Genomic DNA, 12886 nt, shown 5'->3' with positions numbered 1-12886 from the left:
CGGGCGGCGACGTCCCGCGGCACCGCGTCAGGCGATGTCCCGGCGGAGCGTCGTGGCGCGGCCGATGACCGCGAAGATTGCGATGTAGGCGAGCATCACCAGCGCGCCCGCCCATTGTGGCGCCAACTCGATGGCGCCGTCGCCCACCGACGAGTAGAAGCTCGACCCGACGACCGCGTCGGCTGCCGCACCGGGCAGATACAGCGCGACCGACGATGTGGCGTCGAAGGAGGCCAGCGCGATCCGCGCGATGGGTTCCACCAGTTGTGTGAAGGCGAGCAGGATCACGATGGCGGCCACCTGGTTGGACACCACCGAACCGAACGCGACACCCATGGCGGTCCACAGCACCATCACGAGCATCGACATCACGATGACCTCCACCGTCGCGCCGTCGGTGAGGTAGGCGCCGTCTCCCTGCCAGGAGAGCATCGGCGCGGCGGTGATCACCACGGCGAGGGTGCCGAGAATCCCGTACAGCAATCCGATCGGGATGCCGGCGATCAGCTTGGCCGTCAGCAGGACGGTGCGGCGGGGTTCCACCAGGAGACTGGCGGTGATGGTCTTGTGGCGGAACTCGCCGGTCACCGCGAGACTACCGATCACCAGCGCGAAGACGTAGCCGATGGGGCTGGTGAGGGCATAGATGGATCGTGCGAGATCGGCGCCGGCGAGTTGCGTCGGAGCCGATTGGCCCTCGATGTCCACGGTCATCGACACGGCGAGCACCAGCCCGATGAAGCCGAGGTAGACCACCAGGGCGAGCAGCAGGATCCACCACATCCGGGTGGACACGAACTTGCGGTACTCGGCGATCAGCGCGGCCCTCACCGGTGCCCCTCCGGTTCGGTGTGCGGCCCCGGGCCGGTCGCCGCAGCGATCTGCGGTGCGAGGTGGCCGGTCGGGGCATCCGGGGATGTGGTGAGCCTCAGGAAGACCGACTCGAGGTCGGCGCCGATGTCGGTGAGTTGATGCAGTTCGATGCCGGCGGCGAACGCCGCCGCGCCCACGGTGGCGCAGTCTTGTGCGTCGACGCGGAACCCACCCGGGCCGCGGCTGACCATCCATCCTCGCTCGGCGGCCAGCTGCGCGAACGCGTCGGCCGCGGGTGTGCGCACACCGACGGCCCGCTCGGCCAGTGATTCGAAGTCCGCCAGGGTCGATGCCCGGATGAGCCTGCCCCCGCCGATCACCACGACATCGTCCACGGTGCTGCGCACCTCGGCGAGCACGTGGCTCGACACCAGCACCGTCCGGCCCTCATATGCCAAGGAGCGCAGCAGTTCACGTAGCCATACGATGCCCTGGGGATCGAGACCGTTGGCCGGCTCGTCGAGAACGATGACCTGTGGGTCGCCGAGCAGTGCGGCGGCCAACGCGAGCCGTTGGCGCATCCCTGTCGAATACCCGCCCACCCGGCGATCGCCGGCGGTGGCGAGACCGACGAAGTCGAGAACCTGATGACACCGCGCGGTCGAGACGCCGGTCTGCGGCGCCAGTGTCTGAAGGTGGCCGAGACCGGTGCGGCCGGGATGGAAGCTCGACGCCTCGAGAGCGGCTCCGACAAGCCGCATGGGCCGGGAGATCTCGCGGTACGGTCGGCCACCGATCATCGCTCGGCCCGCCGTGGGCGCGATCAGGCCGAGAACCATCCGCAATGTGGTGGTCTTACCCGACCCGTTGGGGCCCAGGAAACCGGTCACCCTACCCGGCGCCACCTCGAACGTGAGGTCGTCGACCGCCGTGACGGCGCCGAAGCGCTTGGTCAAACCTTCGATGGAGATCGCGACCGACACTGCACCTGAGCTTCCTGTCGAATGCTGGTGGTTCCAGGACCAACGCTATACCCCGCGGGTATGTCGGATCGACGGATGACTGGCGTCTATCTCGTGTCGCCCAACTCACCGGACGCCAGGAAAGCCGCCACCGCGGTGCGTACCCGCTGCGTCTGGCCCAGCTGCAGATGCCCACCTGAATCCAGGCCGACGAAACGTGCGTCGGGAATGCGTTCGCCTGCGGCGCGTGCGGCCTCGTAGGACGCCAGCGGGTCGTCGGCGGCGTGCACGATCAGGGTGGGGACCCGCAGTTCCTCGAGCGGATAGTCGTTGACATCCGGATTTGCCACGTACGCGTCGAATACGGCACCGGTCACGCGCGGACGGACCGGGAAGATGGTGTCGAGCATCTGTGTCAGCACTCGGGCATCGTCCACGCCGCGCGGGAACCCCTCGGGTACCCCCATCATCCGGGCGAAGACCGGCCGGGCGAGCCTTTTCAAGGCCCACAGCGGTGGGTCGGAGTACAGGAGCTTTGCCCACTCCGGGGGTGCCTGCGCGGTGTCGCTGCCGGGGAAGCTCCCCGAACTGATGATCAGGTGCCGCAAGCGATCCGGATGTCGCAGGGCCAATTGCACAGCCGCGCTCGTGCCCGCCGAGATCCCGATGGCATCAACCGTCGGCAACCCCAGCACGTCCAGCAACTCCACGAACGCGTCGGCCTGGTCGGCGACAGAAGCATCACGGGGCATGGCCGACCCGAGATAGCCGAACCGTGACGGAGCGATGACGCGTCGGGTGCCGATCGTGTCCTGAACTGAACGCAGGCCGCCGTCGCAGCCGTGGAAGATGCCGTGGCTGACCAGGATGGCCTCACCCGCGCCGTGGTCGAGGTATTCCATCGCACCGAATCGGGTCACCGCAGTCAGGCGGTCCAGCGCCTCGACGCGGGCGTAGGCGTGGGAGATGTCGCGGCGGTAGCGCAGCAGGGCGGCACCGCCCGCAGCTCCGAAGGCCGCCGCCAGGACTGGGCGGAGTCCGGTCATCGGTGCATCGATTCGGACTCGAGGCGCCCGGTCCGGCGGGCGAACTCGCCGCCGAGCTCCTCGATCTGCGGCCACGGAGTCCATCGTTCCCATTGCTGTCGTGAGACCATGTCGCACCACCATAATCGTGGGGTTGGGTTCACGGTGCGGATTTGGCGAGTGAGGCCAGACCCGGAAACCGATGGATACTGTTCGGTCCGGTTGGGTGGCAAAATCTTTCGTCCTCGGGCGCGAACTGTGCAGCCGATGCCCCGCTCGGTGGGATTTACGTCGCCTTAACCATCCGAGACTGCGGCGGAACGTTCGCTAACTTATCGTCAATCCTGCGTACACCGGTAGTGCGCGCTGAACACTGATACGAAACACTTGTCCCACTCCAAGCCTGCGGAGGTTTGCCGTGCCACCAGATGTAGAGGGCGCCATCACCACGATGGGGTCGGTCAACAACGAATTCTTCTACTGGATGTCCATCGCCCTGATGATGCTCATCCACGCAGGGTTCCTGGCCTACGAGGTCGGTGCTTCACGCTCGAAGAACGTGCTCGCCACGGCCATGAAGAATCTGCTCGCCTTCGCGACGATCATCGCGTCGTTCTTCTTCGTCGGCTGGTTCCTGTACAACGCGATGCCCAGCGGGTTCATCGAGATGACGGACGCGGCGCAGGCGGCCCTGCCCTGGAGCGACAACATGGGGCCCAACACCGCGGACTCCGCGAGCGGCATCTTCTGGGGTGCGTTTGCTCTGTTCGCGGCCACCACCGGCTCGATCATGTCCGGGGCGGTGCTGGAGCGCATCCGCACCAGCGCATTCCTGGTGCTGACCGTCCTCGTCGGTTCGGTCGTGTGGATCATCGGCGCGGCGTGGGGCTGGCACGGCGCCGGCTGGATGTTGACCGAACTCGGCTTCCACGACGTCGGCGCCGCCGGATGCGTCCACATGATCGCCGGATTCGCCGCGCTCGGCATCTTGATCAACCTCGGTCCGCGTCTGGGCCGGTTCAAGGCCGACGGCACACCGGTCACCATCCGGCCGCACAACCTGCCGCTCACGATGGTCGGGCTGATGCTGATCTTCACCGGCTTCTTCGGCTTCCTGATGGGCTGCGTCATCTACAGCAACGAGGGGTACGCCACCATCTACGGCAGCCCGACGACGTTGTCGGCCTTCGCCTTCAACACGTTGATGGGCTTGGCGGGCGGCATCATCGGCGCCTACATGATGTCGCGCGGTGAGCCGTTCTGGACCATCTCGGGTGGCCTCGCCGGCGTGATCGGTGTCGCGGCCGGCCTCGATCTCTACCATCCCGCCCTGGCGTTCATCATCGCACTCGGTGCCGGCGGTCTGATCCCGTACATCGGAAAGTTGTTGGAGAAGTTCAAGATCGACGACGTGGTGGGTGCGGTGGCGGTCCACGGCGGGGCCGGCCTGTACTCGGTGGTCATGGTCGGCATCTTCCTGGCCGGATACCCCAACACCGACGGCAATCCGTCGATCTCGCTCTGGGGCCAGTTCGTCGGCGCGGTGGTCTTCATGGCGCTCGGGTTCATCCCGGCCTACCTGGTGTCCCTGGGTATGAAGAAGATCGGCATGCTGCGCATCCCGCCGGAGGTCGAAGCGCAAGGCCTCGACCTCGCCGAGGTCCCGGCAACGCCCTATCCCGAGGGCATCCCGGTGACCGTCATGCGCGGCGACACCGGTGACATCGTCGCCGTGCCGGCCGACGACGCGGGTGAGGTCGTCACGATCCCGAAAGAAGAGGTGAAGTAGATGTTCAACCCCATCGATTCGTACGACGAGGCCGGCGTGGTCTTCACCTTCGGTGGTTTCTCCGTGGGTGTGTGGATCACCTTCATCCTGGCGGTCGCACTGTTCATCGGCTTCTTCGCCGCGATGATCCGCCACGAGAACCACGCGTACAAGGCGATCATCGAGCACAAGCCGGTCGAGAAGGGTCCGGCGGCGGAGGGGGAGCCGCCCGTTTATTGACCGCGGGCGACGACTGCACACGAGCTGCAGACCGACGATGTGGGGCACGGGCCTCACATCGTCGGTCTGCGCTTCACGCGTCACGCCGGGCGGTACATCGGCCATACCTGGGGGCCGTCGAAAGGTAGCGCTATCTCGCCGGTCACCTCGAAGCCGAACCTCTCGTACAGGGGGATGTTGCGCACATTGGAGCTCTCGAGGTAGGCCGGGCCGTCGATCTGGGCAAGTCGGGACTCCAAGAGCGCCGTGCCGATCCCGCGCCCGCGTTCTGCCGCACCGACCTGGCCGAGATACCAGTGTGGTTCGCTGGGTCGGTGCTTGGCGAACTCGTGCTCCAGGGCGATCCCGCGGTGGGTCCGGGTGCCGAGTCGGCGGGCCATGACGACCAGCGACAGTGCCTGGTTACGCGCGGAGGTCCGATGCCCAGGCCGGTCCCAGGCCGCAGTGCCCACGGGCCGGCCGTCACGGACGGCCAGATCGAAACAGGATTGCGCGCCGTGAAAATACTTGACCACGATGTCCCACAACACCCGCTGGCGGCGGGTGTCCGGCTGCATCCACACCATCACCGGGTCGTCGGCGAAGGCCTGGGTGAGAAGCGCAGCGACCGTGGCGTGGTCGTTGGTCGGTGTGACGTCGAGGGGGCTACTCGTGGTGGCGTCGTCGGGTTCTTGGATCAATGTCATGCCCGAAACGGTCGCATGCGAATCTCTCAATCCGATCTCATCAGAAAGCGCCGTAGATCGGAGTCAGTATCTGACTCGGATCTACGGCACCGAAACCCCCGCTGTGCAGGGGTTTCGGTTGGCGGACCGCGGCGAGGGTGGTCGTGGGCGAAGGAAGGCCGGGTATCCTGGTTTCGTTGTAACTTCGAAGGAGTCGAGCCGTGTCGTTGCGAGGCAGGATGGTCGCGCTGACCCTCACCACCACCGTCGTCGTTGCAGTCGCAGCCGGATGCAACTCGGAGACCACGGAGTCGTCGACGTTTGCGGCGTCCTCCGCGCCGGGTCTGCCGTCCACGGCCGAGGCCGATGGTGGAGTGTCGCGGGTCGCGCTGAGCCCGAGGCTCGATCACGTACACGGTCTCCACATCGACGCCGACGGAACGATTCTGGCTGGAACCCACTCCGGTGTGTGGGCGGTGAATTCCGACGGGAATGCGACCAAGGTGGGGTCCTCCGACGACGACCTGATGGGTTTCAGTGGAGCATCGGGTACGGACACGCTGGTCACCTCGGGTCACCCCGGCCCATCGAGTGAGGCGCCCAACCCGCTCGGACTACGCCGCAGCAATGACGGTGGAAGAACGTGGATGGATCAGTCGCTCGGTGGTGAGGTCGACTTTCATGCGTTGGCCACCGACGGCGCTTATGTGATCGGATTCGACGGCACCACTGGGCTTCGTGTGTCAGTCGACGGTGGCCTCTCCTGGTCGCCAGGCGCCGCTCTGGCGGCGGCATCGCTGACCATTGGGCCCGGCGGTGTGTGGGCGCTGACCACGGCAGGGGTGCAGCGCAGCATCGATGACGGCTCGTCTTTCGAGGTTGTCGGAGGCGCGCCGGACCTGATGCTGCTTGCCGGCACCCGAGAGGCTTTGTGGGGTATCGATGGCGACGGCAACGCGTGGCGCAGCCACGATGGAGACACGTGGGAGAAGCGGTCGTTCGTCGGAAGCGCGGAGGCGTTGACGGCCGACGGTTTCGCCACCGCCTATGCGGCGACCGGCGAGAATCTGCACGTGCTGAGCTGAGCGCTCGCCGCCGACGGCGGCGCCGGCCGGCGAACTGGAAGAGGCCCGACCTCGCCCGAGTGGTCGAATCCGTAGATGGAACGGCTGGCGCACAGCTCCAGTGTGGGATTCCGGGGATCACGCGCCTCGGGCGAGGATCGCCATGGCTCGGCACAACGCCGAGGTCCTGCGGTACTGGGGCTCAGTTCTTCGCGCGGATCGCCTCCTCGACCTCGTCGGCGGAGATGTCCTTGGTGCAGAAGAACCAGTCCTGGCAGTCCATCCCGCTCTCGACGTCTGTCATCCGGTCCTTGGCCGTTCCGCAGGAACCCGCGGTCGGCACGATGACCTTGTCGCCGGGGCGCCAGTCCGCGGGGGTGGCGACCGCGAAGTGGTCGGCTGCCTGCAGTCCCTTGACGATGCGGAGCAGCTCGTCGAAGTTCCGGCCGAGGCTCAGCGGGTAGTAGAGCAGTGTCCGGACGATGCCTTCCGGGTCGACGACAAACACCGCACGCACGGCCTTGGTGCTGTCCTCACCGGGCATGATCATGCCGTACTTGGTGGCGACCTCCATGGTGATGTCCTCGATCAGCGGGAAGGTGACCTCCACGTCGGAGTGGCCGTTGAAGCTGATCTTCTCCCGAATGGTGCGCAGCCACGCGATGTGGCTGTAGAGGCCGTCCACCGACAGTCCCACCAGATCGGTGTTGTAGGCGCTGAACTCGTTCTGCATGGCCGCGAAGGTGATGAACTCGGACGTGCAGACGGGGGTGAAGTCGGCCGGGTGGGAGAACAGGATGACCCACTTGCCGGCGTAGTCGGAGGGGAAGTTGATCTCGCCCTGGGTGGTCACCGCGGTGAACTCCGGTGCGGGCTCGCCGATGCGGGGCAGACGGGTGGGGGTGCTGGTCTCGGGCTCGGTGGTGGTCATGATGGTGTCCTCTCAGCCGATGGTTTCGACACTCGGTGCAACAATCATACCCCAGGGGGTATTTCCGAGGGTGGCCGGACGCGGCCGGCGTCGATCCTCGCGGCGTCGGCGGGTGTCAACCGCGGAGGACGCGCCCAGCCGGTTGCGAGCGACGCGAAAGCGACTGTGGGGCAGCGATGGGCGGGTTCTGGAAAGTGGCCCGAGCGGCGCGGTGGGGCGTGGTTCGCCAACGGGGGCTTGCCGTGGCCCCGGCTGTCGGCGAGGGATGCATCGTGGATTCTGCTGGCTCAGGGCAAGGGCGTCGTCTGGGATCACTCCGGAATGCTTCGCCCACGTCGCCGCGCATTGATGAACGACCCATCGCGATCCGGCAACGATCGTGCCGGGTGTGAGATCGACCGCGCTGATGAGTTGTCCCGCCGACGCTCCATATACGGAGCGTGGGGGCCGACGTCGGGACGACGCTGAATGCGCGAAACCCCTGCTGAGCAGGGGTTTCATGGTGCCCTCGGTGAGACTCGAACTCACACTGGACGGGTTTTGAATCCGTTGCCTCTGCCAATTGGGCTACGAGGGCGTGTGCCGCGCTGTCACGGTGTGTGGCAGTCGCGACAGCCCACTCTAGATGATCAGCCCCGTCGCGAGCCAACCGGTACTCTTCACGCATCAGCTCCGAAGATGAATCGTGCTGGTCAGGGGAAGGCGTTCCGAGGAGGGGATGTGACGGTGGCAGACAGGGCTGCGGCTCGGACCGGTGAACAGACGACGCACCGGGTGCTCGTCGCCGAGGACGACTCGTTGATCCGGATGGATCTGATCGAGATGCTCCGCGAAGAGGGGTACGACGTCGTGGGGGAGGCGCCCAACGGTCAGGTCGCCGTCGAGCTGACCGAGAGCCTCACACCCGATCTGGTGATCATGGACGTGAAGATGCCCGTCCGCGACGGCATCGACGCAGCGTCGGAGATCGCGCAACGCAAACTCGCCGCGGTGGTGATGCTGACCGCATTCAGCCAGCGTGAGTTCATCGAGAAGGCTCGTGACGCCGGTGCGATGGCCTACCTGGTGAAACCGTTCACCAAGGCCGATCTGGTGCCCGCCATCGAGGTGGCGGTGAGTCGATATCACGAGGTGGTCGCGCTCGAGAAGGAAGTCGCCACCATCACCGATCGTCTCGAAACGCGCAAACTGGTCGAGCGCGCGAAGGGATTGCTGATGGAGAAGCACTCGATGACCGAACCCGAAGCGTTCAAATGGATTCAGCGTGCTGCGATGGACCGGCGCACCACCATGAAGGCGGTCGCGCAGGTGGTGGTTGAGACGCTGGGGTCCGACACCTGACGACCTGCACGGTGCCGCCGTTGAATCTGTGAGAACGCGCCCAGGCTTCGTGCGGGTTCCTCCCAGATCCTGGGCGCAGTACCGGCTTTCGGTCTATGTCTTCTCAAGGTCTCCTCAGCAGACCTGCCGGCAGCAGGCATCCGAGCTGCGCCGGCAGGGTGGGAAAGCAAAGGGGTAGGGGAATGCATCGTCGTATGACGACAGGTGCCCTCGCGGTAGCGTTGGCGGGCGTGCTCGCCGTATCCGCGTGTAGCGACAAATCGAGCGATTCCGGCACTGGCGCAGACGGCGGATCAACCGCTGGCGGTTCCGGTTTGACCATCGCGCCGCTGGCCCAGATAGACACCCAGGGCAACGAGCTGCCGGCGGCATCGGAGTCTGACGCCCTCACCGCGGCGGGGGACGGCAACGCCGAATGCCCCGAGACGACGATCGCCATGGCCGGTGCACTGACCGGCGCCGACGCCGCGCTCGGCATCAACATCAAGAACGGCGCGCAGCTGGCGGTGGACCACCACAACGAGGCCAACCCGAACTGCCAGATCGTTCTGCGGACCTTCGACACCGAGGGAGACCCGCAGAAGGCCACCCAGGTGGCCCCACAGATCGTCAACGACGAGTCGATCGTGGGACTCATCGGGCCGGCATTCTCCGGTGAGACCAAGGCCACCGGCGGCATCTTCAACCAGGCCGGCCTCGTGTCGGTCACCGCATCGGCGACCGACCCGACCTTGACCGACAACGGGTGGAAGACCTTCTTCCGCGGGCTCGCCAATGACGATGTGCAGGGTCCCGCGCTGGCCGACTACATCACCGGCACGATGGGCAAGGAGAAGGTCTGCGTGATCAAGGACGACACCGATTACGGTGTGGGACTTGCCCAGGCGATGACCCAGTCGCTCGGCGCAGCCGCTGACGCGAGCTGCTCGGGTGACGTCAAGAAGGGTGACCGCGAGTTCTCCGCGATCATCTCGAAGGTCACCGCCGCCGACCCGGACGCGGTGTTCTACTCCGGGTACTACGCCGAGGCCGCGCCGCTGGCCCAGCAGCTGAAGACCGCCGGATACCAGGAGACATTCGTCTCGGGCGACGGCGCCAACGATCCCCAGTTCACCGCCCAGGCCGGCGACAGCGCCACGGGCGCGATCCTGTCCTGTCCGTGCGGGCCGGCGCCGGATCAATTCAAGTCCGACTACGAGGCGGCGTTCAACCAGGCGCCCGGCGTGTACTCGGTGGAAGCCTATGACCTCGCCTCGATCCTGATGAAGGGCATCGCCGAGGGCAACCTGACGCGTCCGGAACTCCTTTCCTACGTCAGCGACTACCAGGGGTCGGGCCTGGCACGCCCGTACGAGTGGAGCCCCACCGGCGAGCTCACCTCCTCGCTGATCTGGGTGTACGAGGTCAAGTAGGACACAGCACGATGCGGGTGCGTCCGGGCGGCAGCAGGGCCCGGGTTATCAGTGACTACATACACGTGTACCGCAGTGTGTCCCACGTAGGAACCGCGATAGTGGGTGACACTCTCACCCAGCGGTGTACCGAATTGGGAGCGGAGCCTCAATCAAGGTGCTCGACTACGTGCGGGTGGAACGCGGCGCGGTCGCCGTCGGGGAACTCGATGACAACCATGGGGGCAGTTCGCTGACGACGTGTCCGTACAGGCCGGTGTCGATGACGCGGACGCGGTCCCTGATCTTGAATTTCATTTTGCCTCTCGGTCTGCGTGGTTGAGGATCAACCATGGTGCGGTGGCTGTTTGAGACGCGCAGATTCATCGATGGTTGGACGACCTGATCTTTGGCTTATTGCGCTGCGGCGCAGCGCTCTAACATCGATATGTGAGCGACATCACAACGATGCGGCGAGCGGTACGGCGGTGGTACAGAAATCGCGGTTCACAGTTCATGTGAACCGCGGAATCTCCACCCCGCTTCACGAAAGCAATGTGCGGCGGTGCTGGGGTGTACTTGTGGGTACGTTTCTGGGTCTGAGAGTCTGCTGAGCAAATCGAGGTCGCTATCGCTGGGTGTCCATCGCCGCACTCCCACCGCACGAGCGGGTGACACGCGGCATCATCCAGGTACCCGAGGGCAGGCGTATCTTTCCCGGCATGACGGTGCTGGAGAACCTCGACATGGGCTGCTACGGAAGAAGATTTCCCGCCAAGTCCGAGTACCGGGAATCGATCGACCATGTCTTCGAATTGTTCCCGCGGCTGGGGGAGCGGCGAAAACAACTCGGCGGGACGATGTCGGGCGGTGAGCAACAGATGTTGGCCATCGGGCGCGCGCTGATGGCGCGCCCTCGGTTGCTGCTGCTCGATGAACCGTCGATGGGTCTGGCGCCCATGGTGATTCAGCAGATCTTCCGCATCATCACGAAGATCAATGCGGAGGGCACGACCATCCTGCGGGTGGAGCAGAATGCGCAACAAGCGTTGAGTCGCTCCACCCGTGGCTACATCATGGAGACCGGCTCGATCACCAAAGAGGGTGCCGGCAAGGATCTTCTCGTCGACGACGCCGTCCGCGAGGCGTACCTCGGGGTCGCCTGATGTCCGCCCGAGTTGAGACGAGAAGTCTCGGTCGTTAGAGTCCCCACACCATGACCTTGCTACGCAGATCCACAGTCGTTCTCGGGCTCGTGTTGCTCACGGTCACCGGGGTTCTCGTGCCCGCCCACGCCGCCGACGGCACCACCACGTGCCGCCCGCAGCTACCCGCCGCCGAAGCGCAGCGCATCGCCGCGCTGTCGGCGCCATCCGCCAACCGGACGTTGGTCGATGCCCAGTCCAACGTGCATCAGATCGCGGACATCTGGGGTGACCAGGGTGATCCGCGCGGCGCTTTCGCCGACGTGTACGTGCCGATCCTGGACACCACCGTGCCGTCGATCCGCCAAGAGGTCTATGCGGATTCGGAATGGGCTCGCCGACTCGCCCTCGACTTCGTCAACCGCTACCTCGCCTCGGTTCACGCGCATGTGACCGGTACCGAGGTCCCTCGGGAGTGGCAGCGGTACTACCAGTACGCGACCGATTGCCGCCACAGCGGGGGACGCGTCGCCACTTCCGGGATGAACTCACACCTGATCCTCGACCTGCCTGCCGCACTCGACGCCGTGAACACCAGCCCCGAACGCTGGGCCGACTTCAACCTCTACGGCGAGATCCTCGGGAAGGCGACCCCGCAGATCATCGATTCGATCAAGACCGACTACGGCACCGATCTGACCGAGTTGTTCACGGCCTCCATCGTCGGCGACACGATCGGCGAGGAACGTGCGACCGGTCTGTTCTTCCAGAGTGTTCGTGCCGCCGCCTGGGTCAGTGGTCGCGGGCTCGCCGAACCGGCCACCGCGTCGGCGACCCGCGCTGCCATGTGGGCGGAGTGGACGACGGCCGAGGGCGTGCTCGACACGTCCGACGCGATCGGGCTGTTCTGACCACTCGAGGTTCTACCGTGGGTGCATGACCCCGATCACCGTGGCGAGCTCGCGGGACCTCGACGTGGTGAGCGCATTGCTTGCGCAGGCATTCGCCGACGACCCGGTGATCCGCTGGATGAATCCCGACCCACACCGGGACAAACGGATCTTCCACACCCTGCTACGGTGGGCGCATGGCGAGGCGGCGTCGATCGACCTCGCCGTGCGCGACGGCGTGCCCGTGGGCGCTGCGGTCTGGGATCGACCAGGGCACAAACTGTCGGCCGTGCAGCAGGTGGGTTCGGCGGTGGGTTTCATCGGTGTCCTGCGCGGTCGGGTCCGGCGCGGTGCAGCGCTGGAGCGCGAATTCGCCAAGGTCCGACCCCGTGCGCCCCACTGGTACCTGGGCCAGGTGGGAGCCGTGATCAAGGGGGCAGGGGTCGGTAGCGCGCTGCTGAGCGCAGGTATCGATCGAGTCGACGGCCCGGCCTATCTGGAGAGTTCGAACGAGGTCAACATCCCGCTCTACGAGAGGTACGGCTTCTCGGTGACTGACGAGATCACCCTGCCGATGGACGGGCCGAAGGTCTGGCCCATGTATCGGCGCGGATAGCCGGGCACCGGATGGTCGAGGGGTTGAGCGCCCGC

12 protein-coding genes, 1 tRNA gene and 1 pseudogene are annotated in these 12886 nt (G+C 65.8%); 8 read left to right on the top strand and 6 right to left on the bottom strand.

Translation table 11 applies throughout. The features are described 5' to 3' along the window. Positions 1 to 27 precede the first annotated feature (27 nt). The 3 genes from NWF22_RS24065 to NWF22_RS24055 all read right to left on the bottom strand — a co-directional run bounded on the left by NWF22_RS24065 (position 28) and on the right by NWF22_RS24055 (position 2821). A complete protein-coding gene (locus NWF22_RS24065; RefSeq protein WP_160901253.1) occupies positions 28 to 831 on the bottom strand; it encodes an ABC transporter permease subunit in 804 nt (267 codons plus the stop codon). After that, entirely contained in the window at positions 828 to 1796 is a 969-nt protein-coding gene (locus NWF22_RS24060; protein WP_160901254.1) for an ATP-binding cassette domain-containing protein, read from the bottom strand. The genes NWF22_RS24065 and NWF22_RS24060 overlap by 4 nt, the downstream gene beginning before the upstream one ends. 86 nt (positions 1797 to 1882) lie before the next feature. Beyond that, complete coding sequence (locus tag NWF22_RS24055) at positions 1883 to 2821, bottom strand: alpha/beta fold hydrolase (RefSeq protein WP_160901255.1); 939 nt, start codon at positions 2819 to 2821, stop codon at positions 1883 to 1885. A 397-nt stretch (positions 2822 to 3218) separates the two neighbouring features. Between NWF22_RS24055 and NWF22_RS24050 the strand changes: the two genes are divergently transcribed. Then, positions 3219 to 4589, top strand: coding sequence for an ammonium transporter (locus tag NWF22_RS24050; protein ID WP_160901256.1), 1371 nt, complete (start codon positions 3219 to 3221; stop codon positions 4587 to 4589). After that, positions 4590 to 4808, top strand: coding sequence for a hypothetical protein (locus tag NWF22_RS24045; RefSeq protein WP_160901257.1), 219 nt, complete (start codon positions 4590 to 4592; stop codon positions 4806 to 4808). Positions 4809 to 4888: 80 nt separating this feature from the next. On the opposite strand, the gene NWF22_RS24040 is transcribed toward NWF22_RS24045, so the two are convergent. Next, positions 4889 to 5494, bottom strand: coding sequence for a GNAT family N-acetyltransferase (locus NWF22_RS24040; protein WP_160901258.1), 606 nt, complete (start codon positions 5492 to 5494; stop codon positions 4889 to 4891). Positions 5495 to 5712: 218 nt separating this feature from the next. On the opposite strand from NWF22_RS24040, the gene NWF22_RS24035 reads away from it, so the two are divergent. Beyond that, the gene (locus NWF22_RS24035) at positions 5713 to 6558 is read left to right on the top strand and encodes a F510_1955 family glycosylhydrolase (protein WP_160901490.1); all 846 of its coding nucleotides are present in this window, start codon (positions 5713 to 5715) and stop codon (positions 6556 to 6558) included. A 181-nt stretch (positions 6559 to 6739) separates the two neighbouring features. Here the strand turns inward: NWF22_RS24035 and NWF22_RS24030 are convergent, their stop codons facing one another. Further along, positions 6740 to 7468, bottom strand: a complete 729-nt coding sequence (locus tag NWF22_RS24030) for a peroxiredoxin (protein WP_202398214.1) — start codon at positions 7466 to 7468, stop codon at positions 6740 to 6742. A gap of 500 nt (positions 7469 to 7968) precedes the next feature. Next, positions 7969 to 8045: transfer RNA gene (locus NWF22_RS24025), tRNA-Leu, on the bottom strand. A gap of 143 nt (positions 8046 to 8188) precedes the next feature. Here NWF22_RS24025 and NWF22_RS24020 point away from each other — a divergent pair. The 5 genes and pseudogenes from NWF22_RS24020 to NWF22_RS24000 all read left to right on the top strand — a co-directional run bounded on the left by NWF22_RS24020 (position 8189) and on the right by NWF22_RS24000 (position 12851). Continuing rightward, entirely contained in the window at positions 8189 to 8809 is a 621-nt protein-coding gene (locus NWF22_RS24020; RefSeq protein ID WP_258321267.1) for an ANTAR domain-containing response regulator, read from the top strand. Between the two features lie 182 nt (positions 8810 to 8991). Beyond that, on the top strand, positions 8992 to 10221 hold the full coding sequence (locus NWF22_RS24015) for a branched-chain amino acid ABC transporter substrate-binding protein (RefSeq protein WP_160901260.1): 1230 nt from the start codon (positions 8992 to 8994) through the stop codon (positions 10219 to 10221). Between the two features lie 620 nt (positions 10222 to 10841). Then, positions 10842 to 11366 (top strand): annotated as a pseudogene (locus NWF22_RS24010) (ABC transporter ATP-binding protein); the annotation flags it as partial. Between the two features lie 50 nt (positions 11367 to 11416). Next, positions 11417 to 12256 carry a DUF5995 family protein gene (locus tag NWF22_RS24005; protein ID WP_160901261.1) on the top strand — a complete coding sequence of 280 codons (840 nt, stop codon included), beginning with the start codon at positions 11417 to 11419 and terminating at the stop codon, positions 12254 to 12256. Positions 12257 to 12281: 25 nt separating this feature from the next. Then, positions 12282 to 12851, top strand: coding sequence for a GNAT family N-acetyltransferase (locus NWF22_RS24000; protein WP_160901262.1), 570 nt, complete (start codon positions 12282 to 12284; stop codon positions 12849 to 12851). Positions 12852 to 12886 lie beyond the last annotated feature (35 nt).

The organism is Gordonia mangrovi (assembly GCF_024734075.1).
Classification (GTDB): domain Bacteria; phylum Actinomycetota; class Actinomycetes; order Mycobacteriales; family Mycobacteriaceae; genus Gordonia; species Gordonia mangrovi.
Note: the sequence above shows the minus strand (reverse complement) of the source record. Positions and strands in the feature narration are given on the sequence as shown.

What these genes read in the sequence shown, in the direction of transcription:
- NWF22_RS24045 (WP_160901257.1), top strand. Translation starts at nt 4,590, where the DNA reads ATGTTCAACCCCATCGATTCGTACGACGAGGCCGGCGTGGTCTTCACC.
- NWF22_RS24055 (WP_160901255.1), bottom strand. Translation starts at nt 2,821, where the DNA reads ATGACCGGACTCCGCCCAGTCCTGGCGGCGGCCTTCGGAGCTGCGGGC.
- NWF22_RS24040 (WP_160901258.1), bottom strand. Translation starts at nt 5,494, where the DNA reads ATGACATTGATCCAAGAACCCGACGACGCCACCACGAGTAGCCCCCTC.
- NWF22_RS24005 (WP_160901261.1), top strand. Translation starts at nt 11,417, where the DNA reads ATGACCTTGCTACGCAGATCCACAGTCGTTCTCGGGCTCGTGTTGCTC.
- NWF22_RS24000 (WP_160901262.1), top strand. Translation starts at nt 12,282, where the DNA reads ATGACCCCGATCACCGTGGCGAGCTCGCGGGACCTCGACGTGGTGAGC.
- NWF22_RS24030 (WP_202398214.1), bottom strand. Translation starts at nt 7,468, where the DNA reads ATGACCACCACCGAGCCCGAGACCAGCACCCCCACCCGTCTGCCCCGC.
- NWF22_RS24035 (WP_160901490.1), top strand. Translation starts at nt 5,713, where the DNA reads ATGGTCGCGCTGACCCTCACCACCACCGTCGTCGTTGCAGTCGCAGCC.
- NWF22_RS24015 (WP_160901260.1), top strand. Translation starts at nt 8,992, where the DNA reads ATGCATCGTCGTATGACGACAGGTGCCCTCGCGGTAGCGTTGGCGGGC.